This window comes from Enterobacter sp. E1 (assembly GCF_016809815.1).
In the GTDB taxonomy this organism is placed as follows: Bacteria; Pseudomonadota; Gammaproteobacteria; order Enterobacterales; family Enterobacteriaceae; genus Enterobacter; species Enterobacter adelaidei.
Genome location: NZ_JAFBJM010000003.1, coordinates 252635 through 277087 on the forward strand (window position 1 = coordinate 252635; position 24453 = coordinate 277087).

Annotated in this window: 21 protein-coding genes and 1 other RNA gene; 17 read left to right on the top strand and 5 right to left on the bottom strand. The window is 54.3% G+C overall.

The annotated features are described in order from the left end of the window. Positions 1 to 184: 184 nt before the first annotated feature. Positions 185 to 1105, top strand: a complete 921-nt coding sequence (gene speB, locus JGF26_RS10275) for an agmatinase (RefSeq protein ID WP_025757725.1) — start codon at positions 185 to 187, stop codon at positions 1103 to 1105. 86 nt (positions 1106 to 1191) lie between these two features. On the opposite strand, the gene JGF26_RS10280 is transcribed toward speB, so the two are convergent. Next, on the bottom strand, positions 1192 to 1950 hold the full coding sequence (locus JGF26_RS10280; protein ID WP_021242066.1) for a M48 family metallopeptidase: 759 nt from the start codon (positions 1948 to 1950) through the stop codon (positions 1192 to 1194). Positions 1951 to 2222: 272 nt separating this feature from the next. On the opposite strand from JGF26_RS10280, the gene tkt reads away from it, so the two are divergent. The 7 genes from tkt to JGF26_RS10315 all read left to right on the top strand — a co-directional run bounded on the left by tkt (position 2223) and on the right by JGF26_RS10315 (position 10583). Next, positions 2223 to 4214, top strand: coding sequence for a transketolase (tkt, locus tag JGF26_RS10285; protein ID WP_134707918.1), 1992 nt, complete (start codon positions 2223 to 2225; stop codon positions 4212 to 4214). A 325-nt stretch (positions 4215 to 4539) separates the two neighbouring features. Beyond that, complete coding sequence (epd, locus tag JGF26_RS10290) at positions 4540 to 5559, top strand: erythrose-4-phosphate dehydrogenase (RefSeq protein WP_049004947.1); 1020 nt, start codon at positions 4540 to 4542, stop codon at positions 5557 to 5559. A gap of 49 nt (positions 5560 to 5608) precedes the next feature. Next, positions 5609 to 6772 (top strand): phosphoglycerate kinase, encoded by a 1164-nt coding sequence (pgk, locus tag JGF26_RS10295; RefSeq protein WP_028016970.1) that lies wholly within the window; start codon positions 5609 to 5611, stop codon positions 6770 to 6772. A 92-nt stretch (positions 6773 to 6864) separates the two neighbouring features. Further along, positions 6865 to 7944 carry a class II fructose-bisphosphate aldolase gene (gene fbaA, locus JGF26_RS10300; RefSeq protein ID WP_028016969.1) on the top strand — a complete coding sequence of 360 codons (1080 nt, stop codon included), beginning with the start codon at positions 6865 to 6867 and terminating at the stop codon, positions 7942 to 7944. Positions 7945 to 8131: 187 nt separating this feature from the next. Then, positions 8132 to 8986 carry a small-conductance mechanosensitive channel MscS gene (locus JGF26_RS10305; protein ID WP_028016968.1) on the top strand — a complete coding sequence of 285 codons (855 nt, stop codon included), beginning with the start codon at positions 8132 to 8134 and terminating at the stop codon, positions 8984 to 8986. A gap of 145 nt (positions 8987 to 9131) precedes the next feature. Then, a complete protein-coding gene (gene argO, locus JGF26_RS10310) occupies positions 9132 to 9767 on the top strand; it encodes an arginine exporter ArgO (RefSeq protein WP_134707917.1) in 636 nt (211 codons plus the stop codon). A gap of 93 nt (positions 9768 to 9860) precedes the next feature. After that, positions 9861 to 10583 carry an oxidative stress defense protein gene (locus JGF26_RS10315; RefSeq protein WP_134708031.1) on the top strand — a complete coding sequence of 241 codons (723 nt, stop codon included), beginning with the start codon at positions 9861 to 9863 and terminating at the stop codon, positions 10581 to 10583. A gap of 41 nt (positions 10584 to 10624) precedes the next feature. Here JGF26_RS10315 and argP read toward each other — a convergent pair whose 3' ends face one another. After that, positions 10625 to 11518: a DNA-binding transcriptional regulator ArgP gene (gene argP / locus JGF26_RS10320; protein ID WP_008499727.1), complete on the bottom strand. Its 894-nt coding sequence runs from the start codon at positions 11516 to 11518 to the stop codon at positions 10625 to 10627. 127 nt (positions 11519 to 11645) lie between these two features. Between argP and rpiA the strand changes: the two genes are divergently transcribed. Beyond that, complete coding sequence (rpiA, locus tag JGF26_RS10325; protein ID WP_003860091.1) at positions 11646 to 12305, top strand: ribose-5-phosphate isomerase RpiA; 660 nt, start codon at positions 11646 to 11648, stop codon at positions 12303 to 12305. A 267-nt stretch (positions 12306 to 12572) separates the two neighbouring features. Continuing rightward, positions 12573 to 13805, top strand: coding sequence for a phosphoglycerate dehydrogenase (gene serA / locus JGF26_RS10330; protein ID WP_028016965.1), 1233 nt, complete (start codon positions 12573 to 12575; stop codon positions 13803 to 13805). Between the two features lie 41 nt (positions 13806 to 13846). Here the strand turns inward: serA and JGF26_RS10335 are convergent, their stop codons facing one another. From JGF26_RS10335 to zapA, 3 genes are all read right to left on the bottom strand, one after another. Further along, the gene (locus JGF26_RS10335; RefSeq protein ID WP_028016964.1) at positions 13847 to 14443 is read right to left on the bottom strand and encodes a 5-formyltetrahydrofolate cyclo-ligase; all 597 of its coding nucleotides are present in this window, start codon (positions 14441 to 14443) and stop codon (positions 13847 to 13849) included. Positions 14444 to 14467: 24 nt separating this feature from the next. Then, positions 14468 to 14651, bottom strand: a non-coding RNA gene (gene ssrS, locus JGF26_RS10340) — 6S RNA. A 41-nt stretch (positions 14652 to 14692) separates the two neighbouring features. Then, positions 14693 to 15022, bottom strand: a complete 330-nt coding sequence (zapA, locus tag JGF26_RS10345) for a cell division protein ZapA (protein ID WP_006811891.1) — start codon at positions 15020 to 15022, stop codon at positions 14693 to 14695. A gap of 168 nt (positions 15023 to 15190) precedes the next feature. Between zapA and JGF26_RS10350 the strand changes: the two genes are divergently transcribed. The 7 genes from JGF26_RS10350 (at position 15191) to gcvP (ending at position 24407) form a co-directional block, all read left to right on the top strand. Beyond that, on the top strand, positions 15191 to 15769 hold the full coding sequence (locus tag JGF26_RS10350; protein WP_134707916.1) for a YecA family protein: 579 nt from the start codon (positions 15191 to 15193) through the stop codon (positions 15767 to 15769). Positions 15770 to 15800: 31 nt separating this feature from the next. After that, positions 15801 to 17114: a Xaa-Pro aminopeptidase gene (gene pepP, locus JGF26_RS10355; protein WP_134708030.1), complete on the top strand. Its 1314-nt coding sequence runs from the start codon at positions 15801 to 15803 to the stop codon at positions 17112 to 17114. Further along, complete coding sequence (gene ubiH, locus JGF26_RS10360) at positions 17111 to 18289, top strand: 2-octaprenyl-6-methoxyphenyl hydroxylase (protein ID WP_128347287.1); 1179 nt, start codon at positions 17111 to 17113, stop codon at positions 18287 to 18289. Before pepP ends, ubiH begins: the two co-directional genes overlap by 4 nt. Positions 18290 to 18301: 12 nt before the next feature. After that, a complete protein-coding gene (gene ubiI, locus JGF26_RS10365; RefSeq protein ID WP_028016960.1) occupies positions 18302 to 19504 on the top strand; it encodes an FAD-dependent 2-octaprenylphenol hydroxylase in 1203 nt (400 codons plus the stop codon). A gap of 397 nt (positions 19505 to 19901) precedes the next feature. Next, a complete protein-coding gene (gene gcvT / locus JGF26_RS10370) occupies positions 19902 to 20996 on the top strand; it encodes a glycine cleavage system aminomethyltransferase GcvT (RefSeq protein ID WP_134707915.1) in 1095 nt (364 codons plus the stop codon). Between the two features lie 23 nt (positions 20997 to 21019). Further along, positions 21020 to 21409, top strand: coding sequence for a glycine cleavage system protein GcvH (gcvH, locus tag JGF26_RS10375; RefSeq protein WP_049004940.1), 390 nt, complete (start codon positions 21020 to 21022; stop codon positions 21407 to 21409). 124 nt (positions 21410 to 21533) lie between these two features. Then, the gene (gene gcvP, locus JGF26_RS10380) at positions 21534 to 24407 is read left to right on the top strand and encodes an aminomethyl-transferring glycine dehydrogenase (RefSeq protein WP_128347291.1); all 2874 of its coding nucleotides are present in this window, start codon (positions 21534 to 21536) and stop codon (positions 24405 to 24407) included. Positions 24408 to 24453: the final 46 nt, after the last annotated feature.

A 24453-nucleotide genomic window follows, 5' to 3' on the forward strand; every position in this document is an offset into this window, starting at 1 on the left:
GGGGCGGGGTGAGGGCATCAGACCGCACAATGCCCTATACTCTCTTGAACCCGTATGAATTAGCGGCGATAATTCGCCCCAATATGCTATTTACGAATCAATCCCTTCCTCGTCGGGTTTAACGACGCGGAGGGGATTTTTTTTCATCTGTTTTTAATGAATCGACTTTAAAAGAGGTCAGGACATGAGCACTTTAGGTCATCAGTACGATAACTCTCTGGTATCTAACGCGTTTGGTTTTTTACGCCTTCCGATGAACTTCCAGCCGTACGACAGCGATGCCGACTGGGTTATCACTGGCGTGCCATTTGATATGGCAACCTCCGGTCGTGCCGGTGGCCGTCATGGCCCGGCGGCGATCCGTCAGGTATCGACTAACCTGGCCTGGGAGCACAACCGCTTCCCGTGGAACTTCGACATGCGCGAGCGCCTGAACGTGGTGGACTGCGGTGACCTGGTGTATGCCTTCGGCGACGCGCGTGAGATGAGCGAAAAACTCCAGGCGCACGCCGAGAAGCTGCTGGCTGCCGGTAAGCGCATGCTCTCCTTCGGTGGTGACCACTTCGTGACCCTGCCGCTGCTGCGCGCCCATGCCAAGCACTTCGGTAAAATGGCGCTGGTGCACTTTGATGCACATACCGACACTTATGCGAACGGCTGCGAGTTTGACCACGGCACCATGTTCTTCACCGCGCCAAACGAAGGCCTTATCGATCCAAACCACTCCGTGCAGATCGGTATTCGTACTGAGTTCGATAAAGATAACGGCTTTACCGTACTGGACGCCTGCCAGGTGAACGATCGCGGTGTTGACGACATCATCGCGCAGGTGAAGCAGATTGTGGGCGATATGCCGGTCTACCTGACCTTCGATATCGATTGTCTGGATCCGGCGTTTGCACCAGGTACCGGTACTCCGGTGATCGGCGGCCTGACTTCTGACCGTGCTATCAAACTGGTTCGTGGTCTGAAAGATCTGAACATCGTCGGGATGGACGTGGTGGAAGTGGCTCCGGCTTATGATCAGTCCGAAATTACCGCTCTGGCTGCGGCGACTCTGGCACTGGAAATGCTTTACATCCAGGCGGCGAAAAAAGGCGAGTAAGTTTAGCGGTTAAGTAAAAGCCCTCACCAGCAGGTGAGGGCTTTTTTGTGTTTTTGAAAAGGAGGCACAACAGCCTCCTTCTGAAATTATTTAATTCCGTCTGCGGCCATACGGTCGCGAATATGCTGCGCGCGTTCTTCTGAGGCTGGGTGATCATCAAACATTGAGCTTTGACGTCCTGCTTCCAGTTTGGCCAGTTTTTCGAAGCTGGTGGCTAAACCTGATGGATTAATGCCGCGTTTGCGCAACAGGTCGTAGGAGTAGTCATCCGCTTCGGACTCCTGACGCTGGGAGAACTGAGAATTAACCAGCTTCTCTCCGACATCGCCAAGCTGCGACTGCGACAGGCTACCAACAATACCGCCCGCTGAAGCCGCCGCTGCGCGAATGGCGTTGGTGCCTAAGGCAACCTGCATCCCTTTCTTCACGTGACCGAGTGCAACGTGGCCCATTTCATGGCCGATCACCGCTTCAACTTCGTTGTCGGTCATCATATCCATCAGCCCGCTATAGACGCGGATACAACCGTTCGCCATCGCGAAAGCGTTCACGTCTTTGGCCATGTAAACCTTGTAGTTTACCGGCTGGCCATTGATGTTATCGCCCAGCGCGGAAGCAATCTTATTCAGACGCTGCGTGTAGGTACTGTTAGCTGGGGCAAGTGTGGCTTTTCCGTCCATATCTTTACAGGCCTGGTCGCTCAGCGCTTTTACCTGCGCGTCGCTCAGGGAATAAGCCTGAAAAGCTTCTGCGCCTGAGGTCATCAGGCCGTTAGAATCCATATTCTGACAGCCGCTCAGCAGGAGCGTTGTTCCCAGGGCCAGCACTATTGCACGCATTTTCATGAGGTTGCTTCCGTACTCGTTAATCTGAATAAAATCCGAAAAGTACACCGGCAACGAAGCCGGGGTCGGGCTAAGTATAAGGAATATCTACGGGGCCGGGCGAGCAGATTGCGCAACATGCGAGCATGATCCAGAGATTTCTTAAGCTGCAAAAGAATGCTCCATGTACATGGCATGCCGCTTGGGTTACATTGTTGGCACTTTTTTCCGGCGTAGCCCAAAACGCGCTGTCGTCAAGGGCATGGCCTTTAACAGTCCGATCTGGAGTTAAAATGTCCTCACGTAAAGAGCTTGCTAATGCTATTCGTGCGCTGAGCATGGACGCAGTACAGAAAGCCAAATCCGGCCACCCAGGGGCCCCTATGGGTATGGCTGATATCGCCGAAGTCCTGTGGCGTGATTTCCTGAACCACAACCCGCAGAACCCGGCATGGGCTGACCGCGACCGTTTCGTGCTGTCCAACGGCCACGGCTCTATGCTGATCTATAGCCTGCTGCACCTCACTGGCTACGATCTGCCAATTGAAGAGCTGAAAAACTTCCGTCAGCTGCACTCCAAAACTCCAGGTCACCCGGAAGTGGGTTACACCGCTGGTGTTGAAACCACGACCGGTCCACTGGGCCAGGGTATTGCGAACGCTGTGGGTATGGCGATTGCTGAGAAGACCCTGGCGGCGCAGTTCAACCGTCCTGGCCACGACATCGTAGACCACTTCACCTACGCGTTCATGGGTGATGGCTGCATGATGGAAGGCATTTCTCACGAAGTGTGCTCCCTGGCGGGTACCCTGAAACTGGGCAAACTGGTTGCGTTCTACGACGACAATGGTATCTCCATTGACGGTCACGTTGAGGGCTGGTTCACCGATGACACCGCTAAACGTTTTGAAGCCTATGGCTGGCACGTTGTGCGTGGTGTTGATGGCCACGATGCTGACTCGATTAAACGTGCAGTAGAAGAAGCGCGCGCTGTCGCTGACAAACCATCCCTGCTGATGTGCAAAACCATTATCGGCTTCGGTTCACCGAACAAAGCCGGTACCCACGATTCTCACGGTGCGCCACTGGGCGACGCGGAAATTGCATTGACGCGCGAAGCGCTGGGCTGGAAACACCCGGCATTCGAAATCCCATCTGACATTTATGCTCAGTGGGATGCCAAAGAAGCAGGTCAGGCGAAAGAAGCCGCATGGAACGAGAAGTTCGCTGCGTATGCTAAAGCCTTCCCACAGGAAGCTGCTGAGTTCACCCGTCGCATGAAAGGTGATATGCCTTCTGACTTCGATGCAAAAGCGAACGAGTTCATCGCTAAGCTGCAGGCGAACCCATCTAAAATCGCCAGCCGTAAAGCGTCTCAAAATGCGATTGAAGCATTTGGCCCACTGTTGCCTGAATTCCTGGGCGGTTCTGCTGACCTGGCGCCTTCTAACCTGACCCTGTGGTCCGGTTCTAAAGCGATCAATGAAGATACTGCCGGTAACTACATCCATTATGGTGTACGTGAATTCGGTATGACGGCAATTGCTAACGGTATCTCCCTGCACGGTGGTTTCCTGCCGTATACCTCTACCTTCCTGATGTTCGTAGAGTACGCACGTAACGCCGTACGTATGGCTGCGCTGATGAAACAGCGTCAGGTGATGGTCTACACCCACGACTCCATCGGTCTGGGCGAAGATGGTCCAACTCACCAGCCGGTAGAGCAGGTGGCTTCTCTGCGTGTGACTCCGAACATGAGCACATGGCGTCCATGTGACCAGGTTGAATCCGCAGTGGCGTGGAAATACGGTGTTGAGCGTCAGGATGGCCCAACCGCACTGATCCTCTCCCGCCAGAACCTGGCACAGCAGGATCGTACTCCAGAGCAGCTGGCGAACATCGCTCGCGGTGGTTATGTTCTGAAAGATTGTGCAGGTCAGCCTGAACTGATCTTCATCGCTACCGGTTCTGAAGTTGAGCTGGCTGTTGCGGCATGGGACAAACTGTCTGCCGAAGGCGTTAAAGCGCGTGTGGTCTCCATGCCGTCTACCGATGCGTTCGACAAGCAGGATGCTGCATACCGCGAGTCCGTACTGCCTAAAGCGGTTACTGCTCGTGTGGCGGTGGAAGCGGGTATTGCTGACTACTGGTTCAAATATGTGGGCCTGAATGGCGCAATCGTCGGTATGACCACCTTCGGTGAGTCTGCACCGGCAGAGCTGCTGTTCGAAGAGTTCGGCTTCACCGTTGAGAACGTTGTCGCGAAAGCGAAAGAACTGCTGTAATCGCCGTTTCGCCCGGTGGCGCTATGCTAACCGGGCCTACAAATGGCTCGAAAGTAGGCCGGGTTAGCGCTAGCGCGCCACCCGGCTTTTTTGTTGTCATTATTCCACCAAAAATGTGACGCAAGTCATATAGCTCGCTTATTCATCTGGACAGACATTCCTTTTATTCCCCGATTCGCTTATTCTTGCTGAAGCGTTTCAGTCGATTAAATGTTCGACAATTGACCAATCAATCGCAGTTTGTGACAGCAAGGATTCCCCTTCGGGCGTAGCTGGATTACTCTTTCAGCCACCTCAAACCCAGGGATAGCTTTGCAGGAGATCTATGACCGTACGCGTAGCGATTAATGGCTTCGGTCGCATCGGACGTAATGTGGTTCGTGCTTTGTATGAATCCGGACGTCGGGCGGAAATGACCGTGGTGGCAATCAATGAACTGGCGGATGCTACGGGCATGGCGCATTTGTTGAAATATGACACCAGCCACGGACGCTTTGCCTGGGATGTGCGCCAGGAAAGAGATCAGCTTTTTGTCGGTGATGACGCTATTCGTGTGCTGCATGAGAACAGCATTACCGGGCTACCCTGGCGTGAATTGGGTGTGGATGTGGTGCTTGACTGTACCGGCGTGTATGGCAACCGCGAACATGGCGAAGCCCATCTGGCAGCAGGTGCGAAAAAAGTCCTGTTCTCTCATCCCGGCAGCAACGATCTCGACGCGACCGTCGTGTTTGGCGTCAACCAGCATGAGCTGCAAGCTGAACATCGCATTGTCTCCAACGCCTCCTGTACCACTAACTGCATTATTCCGGTCATTAAACTGTTAGACGATGCATATGGCATTGAATCCGGTACGGTGACCACGATTCACTCCGCCATGCACGACCAGCAGGTGATCGACGCCTACCATCCGGATTTACGACGCACTCGCGCGGCGAGCCAGTCAATCATTCCGGTGGACACAAAACTGGCTGCAGGGATCACACGTATTTTCCCGCAGTTTAATGACCGTTTTGAAGCGATTGCCGTGCGCGTTCCGACGATTAACGTCACTGCAATTGACCTTAGTGTGACGGTGAAAAAACCGGTAAAAGCCTGTGAAGTCAACATGTTGCTGCAAAAAGCGGCACAGGGTGCATTTCATGGTATAGTTGACTATACGGAATTGCCGTTGGTCTCAGTAGATTTTAACCACGACCCGCACAGCGCCATCGTTGATGGCACTCAAACGCGCGTCAGTGGCGCACACCTTATCAAGACGCTGGTCTGGTGTGATAACGAATGGGGCTTTGCTAACCGAATGCTCGACACTACGTTAGCAATGGCCGCTCAAGGTTTCAGGTAAGACGCATCGTGCGTCTGCAAAACTTTAAGAATCAACGAGAGGATTCACCATGTCTGTAATTAAGATGACCGATCTGGATCTGGCTGGTAAACGCGTTTTCATCCGTGCTGATCTGAACGTACCGGTTAAAGAGGGTAAAGTGACCAGCGACGCGCGTATCCGTGCATCTCTGCCAACCATCGAACTGGCTTTGAAGCAGGGCGCTAAAGTGATGGTAACCTCCCACCTGGGTCGTCCAACCGAAGGCGAGTACAACGAAGAGTTCTCTCTGCTGCCAGTTGTTAATTACCTGAAAGACAAACTGTCCAACCCGGTTCGCCTGGTGAAAGATTACCTGGACGGCGTTGAAGTTGCTGCCGGTGAGCTGGTTGTTCTGGAAAACGTTCGCTTCAACAAAGGCGAGAAGAAAGACGACGAAACACTGTCCAAAAAATACGCTGCACTGTGCGACGTATTCGTAATGGATGCTTTCGGTACTGCTCACCGTGCGCAGGCTTCTACCCACGGTATCGGTAAATTCGCAGACGTAGCCTGTGCAGGTCCTCTGCTGGCTGACGAACTGGAAGCGCTGGGTAAAGCACTGAAAGAACCAGCTCGTCCAATGGTTGCTATCGTTGGTGGTTCTAAAGTTTCTACCAAACTGACCGTTCTGGACTCCCTGTCTAAAATTGCTGACCAGCTGATCGTTGGCGGTGGTATCGCGAACACCTTCGTTGCTGCTCAAGGTCACAACGTGGGTAAATCCCTGTACGAAGCAGACCTGGTTGACGAAGCAAAACGCCTGCTGAGCACCTGTGATATTCCAGTTCCAACAGATGTTCGTGTTGCTACTGAGTTCTCTGAAACTGCAACGGCGACCCTGAAGTCTGTAAACGACATCAAAGACGAAGAGCAAATTCTGGACCTGGGCGACGTTTCTGCACAGAAACTGGCTGAAATCCTGAAAAACGCAAAAACTATCCTGTGGAATGGTCCTGTTGGCGTGTTCGAATTCCCGAACTTCCGCAAAGGGACTGAAATCGTTGCTAACGCTATTGCAGACAGCGAAGCGTTCTCTATCGCAGGTGGTGGTGACACCCTGGCGGCAATCGACCTGTTCGGTATCGCTGACAAGATCTCCTACATCTCCACTGGTGGCGGTGCATTCCTCGAATTCGTGGAAGGCAAAGTACTGCCAGCAGTAGCAATGCTCGAAGAGCGCGCTAAGAAGTAAGCCATTCAAGGGCAGGGAAACCTGCCCAATTTTCAGCGCGCTTTTAAGAGCTCGCACCTTTTCTAACGGCCGAAGATACAGGACTAAGCAACATGTCTAAAATTTTTGATTTCGTAAAACCTGGCGTTATCACTGGTGATGACGTACAGAAAGTGTTCCAGGTAGCTAAAGAAAACAACTTCGCTCTGCCAGCAGTTAACTGCGTAGGTACCGACTCCATCAACGCCGTACTGGAAGCCGCTGCAAAAGTTAAAGCACCGGTTATCGTTCAGTTCTCTAACGGCGGTGCTGCGTTCATCGCTGGTAAAGGCGTGAAAACTGACGTTCCTCAGGGTGCTGCAATCCTGGGTGCTATCTCTGGTGCGCACCACGTACACCAGATGGCTGAACACTACGGTGTTCCAGTTATCCTGCACACTGACCACTGCGCGAAGAAACTGCTGCCGTGGATCGACGGTCTGCTGGACGCGGGTGAAAAACACTTCGCTGCTACCGGTAAGCCACTGTTCTCTTCTCATATGATCGACCTGTCTGAAGAGTCACTGCACGAAAACATCGAAATCTGCTCCAAATACCTGGCGCGCATGGCCAAAATGGACATGACCCTGGAAATCGAACTGGGTTGCACCGGTGGTGAAGAAGACGGCGTGGACAACAGCCACATGGACGCTTCTGCACTGTACACCCAGCCAGAAGACGTTGATTACGCTTACACCGAGCTGAGCAAAATCAGCCCACGCTTCACCATTGCAGCGTCCTTCGGTAACGTACACGGCGTTTACAAACCAGGTAACGTGGTTCTGACCCCAACTATCCTGCGTGATTCTCAGGAATATGTGTCTAAGAAACACAACCTGCCGCACAACAGCCTGAACTTCGTCTTCCACGGCGGTTCCGGTTCTTCTGCTCAGGAAATCAAAGATTCCGTAAGCTACGGTGTAGTGAAAATGAACATTGATACCGATACCCAGTGGGCTACCTGGGACGGTATTCTGCAGTACTACAAAACTAACGAAGCTTACCTGCAGGGCCAGCTGGGCAACCCGAAAGGCGAAGACCAGCCGAACAAGAAATACTACGATCCACGCGTATGGCTGCGCGCAGCGCAGACTTCCATGGTGACCCGTCTGGAGCAGGCTTTCAAAGAACTGAACGCGGTTGACGTTCTGTAATTTGAGCTGCTAACAGCATCTGAAGGCCCGCAAATGCGGGCCTTTTTTTATGCTTTTTCAAGAACCTGCTATACAGGTTTTTGTGATCTGTTTGGCAAAACCGGTGCTTTTTGTTTACCCTTTACTGACCTGCCTGTCTCCATGGGGGATGGATTTTTGTGTTTTGGTTTAACAAAAGGAAGAATAAATGGAACAACTCGATGTCGTAGACAGCATCAATAACGCCGGTACCTGGCTGGTGCGTAACCAGGAGTTGCTGCTGAGCTACGCCGTAAACATCGTAGCGGCTATTGCCATCCTCATCGTCGGGATGATCGTGGCACGTATCGTATCAAACACCGTCAACCGCGTGATGCGCGCCCGAAACATTGATGCCACGGTTGCAGATTTCCTCTCTGCACTGGTGCGTTACGGTATTATCGCTTTTACGCTAATTGCAGCGCTGGGACGCGTCGGCGTACAGACCGCATCGGTAATCGCCGTGCTTGGTGCAGCAGGTTTGGCTATTGGCCTTGCATTGCAGGGCTCGCTCTCGAATCTGGCCGCCGGCGTACTGCTGGTCACCTTCCGCCCATTCCGTTCTGGTGAGTACGTTGACCTTGGTGGGATTGCCGGAACGGTACTTCAGGTACAGATTTTCTCTACCACCCTGCGTACCGTTGATGGTCGTATTGTTGTTGTGCCAAACGGGAAAATTATTGCAGGCAACATCATCAACTTTTCCCGCGAACCTGTGCGCCGAAATGAGCTGATCATCAGCGTGGCATATGATTCCGATATCGATCAGGTGAAGTCGCTGATTAGCAATATCATTGCTTCAGACGATCGCATTCTGAAAGACAAAGAGCAGACCGTACGCCTGAACGAACTGGGTGCTTCCTCGATTAACTTCGTGGTACGTATCTGGAGCAAAAGCAGCGATCTGCAAAACGTTTACTGGGATGTTCTGGAGCGGATCAAACGTGAGTTCGATGCTAACGGCATCAGCTTCCCATACCCGCAGATGGACGTAAACGTCAAAAAAGTCAAAGAAGCAGAATAACTTCACCACCAGGCCCGGTAAGCGCTAGCGCCACCGGGCATTATTTTTATAAGCACGACTAATCCCCAATTAATATTATCAATTTCCTCTAATGTGATTCGCGCAGTATAGTCTGCTTCCAGAACAACACTGTGAGAGTTTCGTCATGTTATCCTATTACTTTCAAGGGCTTGCCTTAGGTGCGGCCATGATCCTTCCGCTTGGCCCGCAAAATGCGTTCGTGATGAACCAGGGCATTCGCCGCCAGTATCATCTGATGATTGCTCTCCTGTGCGCGGTAAGCGATTTGCTGCTGATCTGCGCCGGGATTTTTGGCGGTAGTGCATTGCTGATGCAGTCGCCGTGGCTTCTTGCATTGGTTACCTGGGGCGGCGTGGCGTTCCTGCTGTGGTACGGTTTTGGCGCACTGAAAACGGCCATGAGCAGCAACCTTGAGCTGGCAAGCGCTGAAGTTATGAAGCAGGGACGCTGGAAGATCATCGTCACCATGCTGGCGGTCACCTGGCTTAACCCGCATGTTTATCTCGATACTTTTGTGGTGCTAGGGAGCCTGGGCGGACAGCTGGATGTTGAGCCGAAACGCTGGTTTGCGCTTGGCACGGTCAGCGCCTCTTTCCTCTGGTTCTTCGGTCTCGCCATACTTGCGGCTTGGCTGGCCCCTCGTCTTCGCACTGCTAAAGCGCAGCGGATCATCAACACGCTGGTGGGTCTCGTGATGTGGTTTATCGCCTTCCAGTTGGCAAAAGAGTGCATTCACCATGTCCAGGAATTGTTCAACTAAGCCATTGTCTTATGGACAACTGAACAAGACCCGCTAAGCTTGCTGGCATGCGCCCTGTTGTTGGGGCACTCTTCGCAACATGGAGGAATGACAGTGAAGTTTAAAGTGATGGCCCTGGCGGCATTAGTGAGTTTAGGTGCGGTGTCGGTGCAGGCAAGTGAACTGCCAGATGGTCCGCACATCGTCACTTCAGGCACTGCAAGTGTGGATGCGGTACCGGATGTTGCAACCCTGGCGATTGAAGTCAATGTGGCTGCGAAAGATGCGGCATCTGCCAAGAAGCAGGCTGACGATCGTGTTGCGCAATATCTCTCTTTTCTTGAGCAGAACGGTGTAGGTAAAAAAGATATCAACTCCGCTAACCTGCGTACTCAACCCGATTACGACTACCAGAACGGCAAAAGCATTCTGAAAGGCTACCGTGCTGTGCGTACTGTCGAAGTGACGGTGCGTCAACTGGACAAGCTGAATGCATTACTGGATGGCGCCCTGAAGGCGGGGCTGAACGAAATTCGCTCTGTGTCGTTGGGCGTTGCGCAACCGGAGAAATACAAAGACGAAGCGCGTAAAGCGGCGATTGATGATGCGGTGCATCAGGCGCAACAGCTGGCCGCTGGCTTTAACAGCAAGCTCGGCCCGGTTTACAGCGTGCGTTACCACGTCTCTAACTATCAACCAAGCCCGATGGTGCGGATGATGAAAGCCGATGCGGCGCCAGTATCTGCTCAGGAAACTTACGAGCAGCCGACTATTCAGTTCGACGATCAGGTTGATGTGGTGTTCCAGCTGGAACCGACTCAAAAGCCAGCTCAGTAACCGGTAGGCCGGGTAGGCGAAGCTGCCACCCGGCTTATTTTTTAATCCTGTCTCAACACCTTGTGCCCGTAAGCCAGTAGCGCATCGGTCACGTTGCGCATCATGCGGCTTTCCGGCGCAAAACGGTGCCAGTAAAGCATCCGGCGCTGATACAGCCCCGGCGTTAGGTCAATCAGCTCTCCGCTTTTCAACTCTTTCTCAATCTGCAGATGCGGGATCATGCAGCAGGTGGTGCCCTGACGCGCAAGCTGCACGAAGGCTTCAGACGAGTTGACGATATGGCACGGTACGCTGCCCGGCGGCAGGTCAAAGTTTTGCTGCAGGAACGCCTGATGCATATCGTCCAGATGGTCGAACGCTACGGCGGGAGCTTTCAGCAGCGCGGCGCGGGTGACGCCGTTCGGGAAGTAGCGCTCGGCAAAGGCTTTTGAACCGACAAACAGGTAATCCAGAGCGCCTAGCTGATCGACAAGACAGCTCGGCAGCGCCTGAGGCTGAATACTGACCGCACCAACCACTTCACCACGACGCAGGCGCTCCTGGGTACGGGTTTCATCTTCAACCTGCAAATTCAGGCGGATAGGGGAATCTGCTAATACCGGAGCCAGGGCCGGCAGCAGCCAGGTTGCCAGACTGTCGGCGTTGACCGCCAGAGAGAGCAGCAGTGGCGTAGAGCCCGTTTGTTCATCACCCAACCACTCATCTTCCAGCAGTTCAACCTGGCGCAGCAGGGCGAGGAGCTTTTGCCCTTGCTCGGTTGGACGTGGCGGCACGGTACGTACCAGCAGCGGCTGGCCGAACATGTTTTCAAGCTGTTTGATACGCTGTGATACGGCGGACTGCGTGATGCAAAGCTTTTGCGCCGCGCGCTCAAAACCTCGTTCACGAATAACTGCATCAAGTGCCTGTAGTGTTCTGTAGTCCGGACGTTTCATTGCTCTGGCTGGCTCCTTAATTTGGCTTATTCTGCACTATGACACAATTTTCCCTTTGTGACAGACGAATTCCACCTCACGTGTTCTATAATGCGGCCTAAGTTTTCACACCACAGGCAAAACGATCATGACGCAGGATGAACTGAAAAAAGCAGTAGGATGGGCCGCTCTCCAGTATGTACAGCCGGGTACCATTGTCGGTGTCGGTACGGGATCAACCGCGGCACACTTTATCGATGCGCTGGGCACGATGAAGGGGCAAATCGAGGGCGCGGTTTCCAGCTCCGATGCTTCCACGGAAAAGCTGAAAAGCCTCGGCATTACCGTTTTCGATCTCAACGAAGTTGACCGTCTGGGGATTTACGTTGATGGCGCGGATGAGATTAACGGCCATATGCAGATGATCAAAGGCGGTGGTGCAGCGCTGACGCGTGAAAAAATCATCGCCTCCGTTGCGGACAAGTTCATCTGCATCGCGGATGCCTCCAAGCAGGTCGATATCCTGGGTAATTTCCCGCTGCCGGTGGAAGTGATCCCGATGGCCCGTAGCGCGGTTGCCCGTCAACTGGTGAAGCTGGGCGGTCGTCCGGAATATCGTCAGGGCGTAGTCACCGATAATGGTAACGTGATCCTCGACGTTCACGGTCTGGAAATCCTTGATGCTATCGCGCTGGAAAATGCCATCAACGGCATTCCAGGCGTAGTGACCGTAGGGCTATTTGCCAACCGTGGCGCGGATGTGGCGCTGATCGGTACCGCTGACGGCGTGAAAACCATCGTAAAATGATCTGACGGGGGGAGTCCTCCCCCCGCTAAAAAATTTTTGAAAAGCTAAATTCGGTGACTTGTGTCACGTTTTTACGCCTCTTTTGCCGATCCTGCCGCATTCGCAAATTTCTGTAGCATTTTCCTCTGTCATTTTACCCTGTATGACTTTTCTTCAGAGTGCCGACGCAAACGTTCATATTGCTGCAATAGTTTTTTTTGATATGTTGGCTATAGCGGATTTAAATCCAGCACAACATCAGTTCAGATAAAATACAGGGTCGGGTAAATGGCAAAGGTATCACTGGAGAAAGACAAGATTAAATTCCTGCTGGTAGAAGGCGTGCATCAGAAAGCGCTTGATAGCCTTCGTGCAGCGGGTTACACCAACATCGAATTTCACAAAGGCGCGCTGGACACCGAAGAGCTGAAAGCGGCTATCCGTGATGCCCACTTCATTGGTCTGCGATCCCGTACCCACCTGACTGAAGATGTAATTGCTGCGGCGGAAAAACTGGTTGCGATTGGCTGTTTCTGTATCGGCACCAATCAGGTCGATCTGAATGCAGCCGCCAAACGCGGTATTCCAGTGTTCAACGCCCCGTTCTCCAACACCCGTTCCGTGGCGGAGTTAGTGATTGGCGAGTTGTTGCTGCTGCTACGCGGTATCCCTGAAGCTAACGCCAAAGCACACCGCGGAGTCTGGAATAAACTGGCAGCGGGGTCATATGAAGCCCGTGGTAAAAAACTGGGTATCATTGGTTATGGTCACATTGGTACTCAACTGGGGATTCTGGCTGAATCTCTCGGGATGCATGTCTATTTTTACGATATTGAAAGCAAGCTGCCTCTGGGTAACGCGACGCAGGTTCAACACCTGTCTGATCTGCTGAACATGAGCGACGTGGTGAGCCTCCACGTGCCGGAAAATGCCTCCACCAAAAACATGATGGGCGCGGAAGAGCTGGCGCTGATGAAGCCGGGCTCACTGCTGATCAACGCCGCGCGCGGCACGGTTGTCGATATCCCGGCACTGGCGGATGCGCTGAAGCGTAAGCATCTGGCGGGTGCGGCCATCGACGTCTTCCCGACGGAGCCTGCGACCAACAGCGATCCGTTTAATTCTCCGCTGTGCGAGTTCGATAACGTGATCCTGACGCCACACATTGGCGGCTCGACCCAGGAAGCGCAGGAGAACATCGGTCTGGAAGTGGCGGGTAAACTGAGCAAATATTCTGACAACGGTTCTACGCTCTCTGCGGTGAACTTCCCGGAAGTGTCTCTGCCGCTGCACGGTGGTCGTCGCTTGCTGCACATTCACGAAAACCGTCCAGGTGTGCTGACCGCCATTAACCAGATCTTTGCCGAGCAGAGCGTCAACATCGCCGCGCAGTATCTGCAGACGAATTCTCAGATGGGTTATGTGGTGATTGATATTGAAGCGGATGACGATGTTGCCGAGAAAGCACTGCAGAGCATGAAGGCGCTTCCGGGGACGATTCGCGCGCGTCTGCTGTACTGATTGTGTTGTGTCGGGTGGTGGCTGCGCCACCCGGCTTTATTCTACCAGGTCCAGGTTTTACTGGGCGTCACCACCGCCGGCAGCGGCACATCCCATTTTTCCACCGGCAATGCCTCCACGCCCTGACAATCATGCGCGTAACCCACCGGCTGTAGCCCATACTGTTGCCAGTTTTGCAGCGTCCGGTCGTAAAAGCCGCCGCCCATCCCTAAACGCTGGCCCTGTTCATCAAACGCCACCAGAGGCGTAATCAGAACATCCAGCTGTGACAGCGGCAGCACGTCACGAACATCCAGTTTTGGCTCAGTGATTTTCAGACGATTCACGACCAGCTCGCTGTGCGGGTGGTAGTGAAGAAACAGTAGATTACCTTCGCTAAACGGATGCAGCACTGGCAGGTAAACCTTCTTCCCGGCTCGCCAGAGTTGCTCGATGAGAGGTTGGGTATCCAGCTCGCCATCAAATGAGAGAAACAAGGCGACGGTATGCGCCATCACAACAGGCGGATACGCCATCATGCGAGCTGCAGCCTGCTGGGCAAAATGCGCTTGCTGATCGGAGGTTAACGCACGACGGCGCTGGCGAATTAACTGACGGATGTCCTGGCGTGAAGCAGAAACTTCAGGGAATTGAGTCATGGTAGTCGGTAGAAGAAAAGAGAGGGAATCTCCGAGATGCCGCCGCAGGCTGTAACCCTTGAACCCTTGGTTCAAGGTGAATGTGTCGTCATAGTTTTAAGGCTTCTCGGACGGACCGAGCATGCTCACCAACCATGGAGCGCCACATTCTTGTGGTATGAAATATCGGCTCAGGGGACTGGCCCGCTTGCGAACATCTCAGAGAAATTTTGTCTTCACAGTTACTCTACCATAGTCAACTGAGAAGTGTTATTCAAACTTTGGTCCCGGTCTTTCGGGATTGCGACCTTGATCAAGCAATGCCTGTTCTATGGTCTGCTGGAGCATTTTAATGCGCTGCTCCATGCTTGCCGCGTAGTCGCGGGTCTTCGCTTTTTCCTGAGTCAGTTCATAGCTGATGTTCAACGCGGCGATGAAAACCAGCTGCTCAGTATTTGTGACTCTAGTGCGTTCTTTTAGATCTTGCAACCGCTGATTCAAATCGTCCGCTGCCTGATTCAAAGCATCCCTTTGTTCAGGCGGACAATTCACTCGCAGTGAACGGCCAAAAATCTGGAGATCGACGGGTTGTGCAGACATGCCACCTTCCTGCTGATTGACTGCGCTGCCTTCGCTTACTGCCCCGGGGGCCGCGAAGGGGCGACACTATAGCTACCCTGATGTGAAGATACAAGCCCTTTTCTGGTATCACCAGGGTCCAAAGTGGTAGCATATCATGAAACTTCCCCCCTTTGATGACGAATGCTCATGTCTATACAGAACGAAATGCCTGGTTACAACGATTTAAACCAGTTACTGAACCAGCAGGGAGTGGGTTTAACCCCTGCCGAAATGCACGGTTTGATCAGTGGCATGCTGTGCGGCGGAAACAGCGACAGCTCATGGCAGCCGCTGATCCACGACCTCACGAACGAAGGGCTGGCGTTTGGTCACGAGCTGGCGGAAGCGCTGCGTAAAATGCACGCCACCATCAGTGATTCACTGGAAGATGATGGCTTCCTTTTTCAGCTTTATCTGCCTGAGGGCGATGACGTAAGCGTGTTTGATCGCGCTGATGCGCTGGCAGGGTGGGTAAACCACTATCTGCTGGGGCTGGGTGTGACACAGCCTAAACTCGATAAAGTGACCGGCGAAGCCGGTGAAGCGATCGACGACCTGCGTAACATTGCACAGCTTGGTTACGATGAAGACGAAGACCAGGAAGAGCTGGAAATGTCTCTCGAAGAGATCATCGAGTATGTGCGCGTGGCGGCGTTGCTGTGCCACGACAACTTTACGCGCTCACAGCCGACCGCGCCGGAAGTCCGCAAACCAACCTTACATTAAGAAAAATAACGCACAGGAGGGTGTCATGGTTATCTCGAATCAAGAGTATTCGCGCCGCCGCCAGGCGCTGCTCGCCAAAATGCAGCCGGGAAGCGCTGCGCTGATTTTTGCCGCGCCCGAAGTGACGCGCAGTGCCGACAGCGAATATCCCTATCGCCAGAGCAGCGATTTCTGGTATTTCACCGGCTTTAACGAGCCGGAAGCGGTACTGGTGCTGATTAAAAGCAATGACACCCACAACCACAGCGTGATTTTCAACCGCGTACGCGATCTGACGGCCGAAATCTGGTTTGGCCGCCGCTTAGGCCAGGAGGCCGCGCCGGCGAAGCTGGGCGTTGACCGTGCGCTGGCGTTTAGCGAAATCAATCAGCAGCTCTATCAGTTGTTGAATGGTCTGGATGTGCTTTACCACGCCCAGGGCGAATACGCGTATGCCGATGAAATAGTCTTTACTGCCCTGGATAAGCTGCGCAAAGGCTCGCGGCAGAACCTGTCCGCCCCCGCCACGCTCACAGACTGGCGTCCGGTCGTGCATGAGATGCGCCTGTTCAAGTCCGAAGAAGAACTGAATTTGATGCGTCGGGCAGGTGAAATCAGCGCGCTGGCGCACACCCGAGCGATGGAGAAATGCCGTCCCGGAATGTTCGAATACCAGCTGGAAGGCGAAATTCACCACGAATTTAACCGCCACGGCGCGCGTTATCCCTCTTACAACACCATCGTTGGTGGCGGGGAGAATGGCTGCATTCTGCACTATACCGAAAACGAAAGCGCGCTGCGCGACGGCGATCTGGTGCTGATTGACGCCGGTTGCGAATATCAGGGCTACGCGGGGGACATCACCCGTACCTTCCCGGTGAACGGTAAATTCTCACCGGCACAGCGCGCGATTTACGACATTGTTCTCGAATCCCTTGAGACGGCACTCACATTGTATCGTCCTGGCACCTCCATTCAGGAAGTGACCGGCGAAGTTGTGCGCATCATGATTACCGGCCTGGTTAAGCTCGGTATTCTGAAAGGGGACGTAGACACTCTGATTGCTGAAAATGCACATCGACCGTATTTTATGCACGGCCTGAGCCACTGGTTGGGGCTGGATGTGCATGATGTGGGGGCGTATGGCGCAGAGCGTTCGCGCGTGCTGGAGCCGGGCATGGTATTAACCGTAGAGCCTGGGCTGTATATCGCGCCTGATGCCGACGTGCCTGAAGAGTACCGCGGGATTGGCATCCGCATTGAAGACGATATCGTCATTACCGAAAGCGGCAACGAGAACCTGACGGCCAGCGTGGTCAAAAATGCTGACGATATCGAGGCGCTGATGGCAGCGGCACACAAATGAGCGTGATTATTGTTGGCGGCGGAATGACGGGGGCCACGCTGGCACTCGCTATTTCGCACATGACACAGGGGAAACTCCCGGTGCATCTGGTGGAGGCCGTTGCTCCAGAGGCTTCAGACCACCCCGGTTTTGATGCCCGCGCCATTGCGCTGGCGCAGGGGACATGTCAGCAACTGTCGCGAATTGGTATCTGGCAGGCAATTGCCGACTGTGCGACGGCGATCAACACCGTTCATGTTAGCGATCGCGGTCATGCGGGTTTTGTCACGCTGGATGCGCAGGATTATCGTATTGATGCCCTGGGGCAGGTTGTTGAGCTGCACGACGTCGGATTACGTCTGTTCCGTCAGCTCCAGGATGCACCAGGCGTCACGCTGCATTGTCCGGCGCGTTTGGCCAGTTTTAGTCGCACTGAAGGGGCGGTCAGTGTAACGCTGGAAAATGGCACTGTTCTTGAAGGCCAGCTTCTGGTTGCCGCAGATGGTTCTCGATCTTCGCTCGGCACCCAGTGTGGTATCGAGTGGCGTCAGCAGGCTTATGGTCAGGTGGCGGTCATCGCGAATGTCTCCACGGCCGGAGCGCACAGCGGCAGGGCGTTTGAACGTTTTACACAGCATGGTCCGCTGGCGATGCTGCCGATGTCGAACGGACGCTGCTCGCTGGTGTGGTGCCATCCCCAGAGTAAGTCTGAAGAGATTCAGTCCTGGTCCGACGAACGTTTTTGCACTGAGTTGCAAAAAGCCTTTGGCTGGCGGCTGGGACAGATCGCTCATGCAGGCAAGCGGACGGTATATCCGTTGTCGCTGACGACAGCGTCTCAATCCATCTCGCATCGTGTCGTGCTAGTGGGCAATGCCGCGCAGACGCTGCATCCGATTGCGGGTCAGGGCTTTAACCTCGGGTTACGTGATGTCATGAGCCTTGCTGAAACCCTTTCGCAAGCGTGGGGTGAGCAAAAAGATTGCGGTGCGTACTCAGTGCTAAGCCATTACCAGAAGCGACGTCAGGCGGATAAAGAGGCGACGATTGGTGTCACTGATGGCCTGGTTCATCTTTTTGCCAATCGCTGGGCGCCGCTGGTTGCGGGCCGTAACCTCGGGCTGATGGCGATGGAATTATTCATTCCGGCACGTGACGTGCTGGCGCAGCGGACCCTGGGTTGGGTCGCACGTTAAGGAGTTATCACCGTGCAAAATGTTGATGTCGCCATCGTTGGCGGCGGAATGGTTGGACTGGCGCTGGCCTGTGGTTTACAGGGCAGCGGCCTGCGCGTGGCCGTGCTGGAGCAAAAGCAGCCCCAGCGTGTCGCACAGGATGCGCCGCCGGAACTCCGCGTCTCGGCAATTAATGCGGCCAGCGAAAAGCTGCTGACGCGTCTTGGTGTCTGGTCAGATATCGTGGCGCAGCGTGTCAGTTGCTATCACGGCATGGAAGTATGGGATAAAGACAGCTTTGGTCATATCGCTTTTGATGACGAAAGTATGGGCTATAGCCATCTCGGTCACATCATCGAGAATGCCGTTATCCATCATGCGCTGTGGCAAAAAGCGCAGTCATGTAACGATGTTACCCTGATGGCACCTGCACAAATCCAGCAGGTCGCGTGGGGTGAAAACGAGGCGTTTATTACCCTGCAAAGCGGCGACATGTTGACTGCACGTCTGGTCGTTGGCGCTGATGGTGCGAACTCCTGGCTGCGTAATAAAGCCGATATTCCGCTGACGTTCTGGGATTATCGTCATCATGCTCTGGTGGCGACAATCCGCACTGAAGAGCCGCACGGCGGTGTCGCTCGTCAGATCTTCCACAATGACGGCATTCTGGCCTTCCTGCCGTTAAGCGATCCGCATCTGTGCTCGATTGTCTGGTCCCTGGTGCCAGAAAAAGCGCAGCTGATGCAGGAGGCCACGCCAGATGCGTTCAACCAGGCACTGTGTATGGCGTTTGATAACCGTCTTGGGTTATGCACGCTTGAGAGCGAGCGTTTGGTGTTTCCGTTAACCGGACGCTACGCGCGTCAGTTTGCGGCGCACCGTCTGGCGCTGGTGGGGGATGCGGCACACACGATTCATCCGCTTGCCGGGCAGGGCGTTAACCTTGGCTTTATGGATGCGGCTGAACTGGTTGAAGAACTGCGTCGTCTGCATCGTGAAGGGAAAGACATTGGTCAGCATCTGTATCTTCGTCGCTATGAGCGTAGCCGCAAGCACAGCGCGGCAATGATGCTGGCGGGCATGCAGGGTTTCCGTGAGTTGTTTGCCGGTGCCAATCCGGCGAAAAAACTGCTACGCGACATCGGCCTCAAGCTCGCTGATACGCTTCCCGGCGTTAAACCTCAGCTTCTTCGTCAGGCGATGGGTCTTAACGACCTACCGGACTGGCTACGCTAATTTAGAACCCCGTCACATTTTATTTTCCCGGCCTCTGTGCCGGGGAAATTCCCTCGTTTGAAATATTCTAATTTCACCTCATTTTTCGCATTAGATAATCTAATCTGGCTGATTTTATGTTACGGAAATTTGGCCCATATTTCCGCAGGAAATATCACCATGTGCTAAATCCTGTTAGATCATTGTTAATTTTGTGCGGGGTTAATCGCATTTTTCCAGTGAATAACTCTGTAGGCTTTTCAGCGTTTTTTGGTCATAAGCTAATGTGATGACCCATTTTACCTTATGGTTAATCGCCGGTTTCGGTGGTAAGTTCAGGTAAAAGAGAACGTTTGCGTCGGCCCCTGAAAACGAGGCTGATACCGGGTTTCACGGTGAATTTTTCAACGAGGACAAGATGGCTCAACAGACTCCTTTGTACGAACAACACGTGTTATGCGGCGCCCGCATGGTGGACTTCCATGGCTGGATGATGCCGCTGCACTACGGCTCGCAGATTGATGAGCACCACGCGGTGCGCACCGATGCCGGTATGTTCGACGTGTCCCACATGACGATTGTCGATCTGCGCGGTAGCCGCACCCGGGAGTTTTTGCGTTATCTGCTGGCAAACGACGTCGCCAAACTCAAGACGCCGGGTAAAGCGCTCTATACCGGCATGCTAAATGCCTCCGGCGGCGTGATTGACGACCTCATCGTCTATTACTTCACAGAAGATTTCTTCCGCCTCGTTGTTAACTCCGCTACCCGCGAAAAAGACCTCTCCTGGATTACCCAACACGCTGAACCTTATGTCATCGACATCACCGTTCGTGACGATCTGTCGTTGATTGCCGTACAGGGCCCAAACGCCCAGGCGAAAGCCGCATCTCTGTTCAGCGACGAGCAGCGTAAAGCGACTGAAGGCATGAAGCCGTTCTTTGGCGTGCAGGCAGGTGATTTGTTTATCGCTACCACTGGCTATACCGGTGAAGCGGGTTACGAAATTGCGATGCCAAATGAGAAAGCCGCAGATTTCTGGCGTGCGCTGGTGGAAGCCGGTGTGAAGCCAGCGGGTCTGGGCGCACGTGATACGTTGCGTCTGGAAGCGGGTATGAACCTCTACGGTCAGGAGATGGATGAAGGTGTCTCTCCGCTGGCGGCCAATATGGGCTGGACCATCGCATGGGAACCTGCTGACCGTGAATTTATTGGCCGTGAAGCGCTGGAAATTCAGCGTGAGAAGGGTACTGAACAACTGGTGGGTCTGGTGATGACCGAGAAAGGCGTACTGCGCGGTGAACTGCCGGTGCGTTTTACCGATGCTGATGGCAATCCGCGTGAAGGCGTGATCACCAGCGGTACCTTCTCCCCGACGCTGGGCTACAGTATTGCACTGGCACGCGTGCCGGCAGGCATTGGCGAAACGGCGGTGGTGCAAATCCGCAACCGTGAAATGCCGGTCAACGTGACCAAACCGATTTTTGTTCGCGCCGGTAAGCCGGTCGCCTAATCATTTTTATCAGGAGAAATTCAATGAGCAATGTGCCAGCAGAACTGAAATACAGCAAAGAACACGAATGGCTGCGCAAAGAGGCGGACGGCACTTACACCGTAGGGATCACCGAGCACGCACAAGAGCTGCTGGGCGACATGGTGTTTGTTGATTTGCCAGAAGTGGGCACGACCGTAGGCGCAGGCGATGACTGCGCTGTGGCGGAGTCCGTAAAAGCGGCATCTGACATCTACGCCCCTGTGAGCGGCGAAATCGTTGCCGTCAACGACGCGCTGAGCGACTCCCCGGAGCTGGTCAACAGCGAGCCTTACGGCGAAGGCTGGATCTTTAAGATCAAAGCCAGCGACGAAGCGGAAGTTGCTGCACTGCTGGATGCGACCGCGTACGAAGCACTGCTAGAAGACGAGTAATTGTTAATCCCCCTCTCCCTTCGGGAGAGGGCAGGGGTGAGGGTGCTCATCTTCCCCTCACCCTAACCCTCTCCCTGTGGGAGAGGGAACTTAAATTCACTGCACGTTTCAGGAACCATCGCTCATGACACAGACTTTAAGCCAGCTTGAAAACCGTGGCGCCTTCATTGAACGTCACATTGGGCCGGATGCTCAGCAACAGCAGGAGATGCTGAAGACAGTTGGCGCGGATTCATTAAACGCACTGATCGGCCAGATTGTGCCAAAAGATATCCAGCTTGCCACGCCGCCTCAGGTGGGGGAAGCCACTACGGAGTTCGCCGCACTGGCGGAGCTGAAGGCCATTGCCGGCCTGAACAAGCGCTACAAGTCTTACATTGGCATGGGCTACACCAACGTGCAGTTACCGCCGGTTATCCTGCGCAATATGCTGGAAAATCCAGGCTGGTACACCGCTTATACACCTTATCAGCCAGAAGTGTCTCAGGGTCGTCTGGAAGCGCTGCTGAATTTCCAGCAGGTAACGCTGGATCTGACTGGCCTCGATATCGCTTCCGCGTCTCTGCTGGATGAAGCGACTGCCGCGGCAGAAGCCATGGCAATGGCCAAACGCGTAAGCAAGCTGAAAAATGCGAACCGCTTCTTCGTGGCCGCCGATGTTCATCCGCAAACCCTGGACGTTGTTCGCACCCGTGCGGAAACCTTCGGTTTTGACGTGATTGTCGACGATGCAGACAAAGTGCTGGATCATCAGGACGTCTTCGGCGTGCTGCTGCAGCAGGTAGGCACCACCGGTGAAGTTCACGACTACAACGCACTGATTGCCGAGCTAAAATCCCGCAAGGTAGTGGTCAGCGTCGCCGCTGATTTTATGGCGCTGGTATTGCTGACTGCGCCGGGCAAACAGGGCGCGGATATTGTCTTCGGCTCTGCACAGCGCTTCGGTGTGCCGATGGGCTACGGTGGCCCACACGCGGCGTTCTTCGCTGCAAAAGATGAATTCAAACGCTCCATGCCGGGCCGTATTATCGGGGTCTCAAAAGACGCTGCCGGTAACACTGCGCTGCGCATGGCGATGCAGACTCGTGAGCAGCATATCCGCCGCGAGAAAGCGAACTCCAACATTTGTACCTCGCAGGTTCTGCTGGCCAACATCGCCAGCCTGTACGCGGTCTTCCACGGTCCGGTTGGCCTGAAACGTATTGCCAGCCGTATTCACCGCCTGGCGGATATTCTGGCCTGCGGCCTGCAGCAGAAAGGCCTCAAGCTGCGTCATGCCCATTACTTTGACACGCTGTGTGTTGAAGTGGCAGACAAAGCAGCAGTGCTGGCGCGTGCGGATGCCGCGGAGATCAACCTGCGCAGCGATATTCACAATGCGGTCGGTATTACGCTGGATGAAAGCACCACCCGCGACGATATCCTGAACCTGTTTAACGTGTTGCTGGGTGATGCACACGGCCTGGACATTGATACGCTCGATAAAGAGGTTGCCCTCGACAGCCGTTCTATCCAGCAAAGCATGCTGCGTGATGATGCGATCCTGACGCATCCGGTCTTCAATCGCTATCACAGCGAAACCGAGATGATGCGCTATATGCATTCTCTGGAGCGCAAAGATCTGGCGCTGAATCAGGCGATGATCCCTCTGGGCTCTTGCACCATGAAGTTGAACGCCGCTGCTGAGATGATCCCTATCACCTGGCCTGAGTTCTCTGAACTGCACCCGTTCTGCCCTCCTGAGCAGGCGGAAGGTTATCACCTGATGATCAATCAGCTTTCCGACTGGCTGGTGAAGTTGACGGGGTATGACGCGCTCTGTATGCAGCCAAACTCCGGTGCGCAGGGTGAATATGCTGGTCTGCTGGCGATTCGTCATTATCACGAAAGCCGTAACGAAGGGCATCGTGATATCTGCCTGATCCCAAGCTCCGCACACGGTACCAACCCGGCCTCTGCCCAGATGGCGGGCATGGAAGTGGTGGTGGTGGCTTGCGATAAGAACGGTAACATTGACCTCGCCGACCTGCGTGCAAAAGCCGAACAGGCTGGCGACAAGCTCTCCTGCATCATGGTGACCTACCCGTCGACTCACGGCGTGTACGAAGAGACAATCCGTGAAGTGTGCGAAGTGGTGCATCAGTTTGGCGGCCAGGTTTACCTCGACGGCGCGAACATGAACGCCCAGGTCGGTATTACCTCTCCGGGCTTTATCGGCGCGGATGTGTCGCACCTGAACCTGCATAAAACTTTCTGCATTCCGCACGGCGGTGGCGGCCCGGGTATGGGGCCAATTGGCGTAAAAGCGCACCTGGCACCGTTTGTTCCGGGTCACAGCGTAGTGCAAATCGAGGGGATGCTCACCCGTCAGGGTGCGGTCTCTGCGGCACCGTTTGGTAGCGCCTCTATTCTGCCAATCAGCTGGATGTACATCCGCATGATGGGTGCAGAAGGGCTGAAGCAGGCAAGCCAGGTGGCGATCCTGAACGCCAACTATATTGCGACTCGCCTGAAGTCTGCTTTCCCGGTGCTCTATACCGGCCGTGATGGTCGCGTGGCGCACGAGTGCATTCTGGATATTCGTCCACTGAAAGAGCAGAGCGGCATCAGCGAACTGGATATCGCCAAGCGTCTGATCGACTACGGATTCCACGCCCCGACTATGTCGTTCCCGGTAGCGGGTACGCTGATGGTGGAGCCAACGGAGTCCGAAAGCAAAGCCGAGCTGGACCGCTTTATTGATGCGATGCTGGCGATCCGCATGGAGATCGATCGCGTGCTGGACGGCGAGTGGACGCTGGAAGATAACCCGCTGGTAAACGCACCGCACACCCAGCATGAGATGGTGGCAGAGTGGAACCACGGTTATTCCCGCGAACTGGCGGTCTTCCCGGCAGGTGTGGCAAACAAATACTGGCCGACCGTGAAGCGTCTTGATGACGTGTACGGCGACCGCAACCTGTTCTGCTCCTGCGTGCCGATGAGCGAATACCAGTAATATTGTTGGTGTAGTAACCCAGGCCGGGTAAGGCGTAGCCGCCACC

Excerpts from the sequence above, each read along its gene's own strand:
- JGF26_RS10280 (WP_021242066.1), bottom strand. The coding sequence starts at position 1,950 with ATGAAAATGCGTGCAATAGTGCTGGCCCTGGGAACAACGCTCCTGCTG.
- zapA (WP_006811891.1), bottom strand. The coding sequence starts at position 15,022 with ATGTCTGCACAACCCGTCGATCTCCAGATTTTTGGCCGTTCACTGCGA.
- JGF26_RS10350 (WP_134707916.1), top strand. The coding sequence starts at position 15,191 with ATGTCTATACAGAACGAAATGCCTGGTTACAACGATTTAAACCAGTTA.
- argP (WP_008499727.1), bottom strand. The coding sequence starts at position 11,518 with ATGAAACGTCCGGACTACAGAACACTACAGGCACTTGATGCAGTTATT.
- pgk (WP_028016970.1), top strand. The coding sequence starts at position 5,609 with ATGTCTGTAATTAAGATGACCGATCTGGATCTGGCTGGTAAACGCGTT.
- gcvH (WP_049004940.1), top strand. The coding sequence starts at position 21,020 with ATGAGCAATGTGCCAGCAGAACTGAAATACAGCAAAGAACACGAATGG.
- ubiH (WP_128347287.1), top strand. The coding sequence starts at position 17,111 with ATGAGCGTGATTATTGTTGGCGGCGGAATGACGGGGGCCACGCTGGCA.
- speB (WP_025757725.1), top strand. The coding sequence starts at position 185 with ATGAGCACTTTAGGTCATCAGTACGATAACTCTCTGGTATCTAACGCG.
- JGF26_RS10305 (WP_028016968.1), top strand. The coding sequence starts at position 8,132 with ATGGAACAACTCGATGTCGTAGACAGCATCAATAACGCCGGTACCTGG.
- fbaA (WP_028016969.1), top strand. The coding sequence starts at position 6,865 with ATGTCTAAAATTTTTGATTTCGTAAAACCTGGCGTTATCACTGGTGAT.
- JGF26_RS10335 (WP_028016964.1), bottom strand. The coding sequence starts at position 14,443 with ATGACTCAATTCCCTGAAGTTTCTGCTTCACGCCAGGACATCCGTCAG.
- gcvT (WP_134707915.1), top strand. The coding sequence starts at position 19,902 with ATGGCTCAACAGACTCCTTTGTACGAACAACACGTGTTATGCGGCGCC.
- serA (WP_028016965.1), top strand. The coding sequence starts at position 12,573 with ATGGCAAAGGTATCACTGGAGAAAGACAAGATTAAATTCCTGCTGGTA.
- epd (WP_049004947.1), top strand. The coding sequence starts at position 4,540 with ATGACCGTACGCGTAGCGATTAATGGCTTCGGTCGCATCGGACGTAAT.
- gcvP (WP_128347291.1), top strand. The coding sequence starts at position 21,534 with ATGACACAGACTTTAAGCCAGCTTGAAAACCGTGGCGCCTTCATTGAA.
- argO (WP_134707917.1), top strand. The coding sequence starts at position 9,132 with ATGTTATCCTATTACTTTCAAGGGCTTGCCTTAGGTGCGGCCATGATC.
- rpiA (WP_003860091.1), top strand. The coding sequence starts at position 11,646 with ATGACGCAGGATGAACTGAAAAAAGCAGTAGGATGGGCCGCTCTCCAG.
- tkt (WP_134707918.1), top strand. The coding sequence starts at position 2,223 with ATGTCCTCACGTAAAGAGCTTGCTAATGCTATTCGTGCGCTGAGCATG.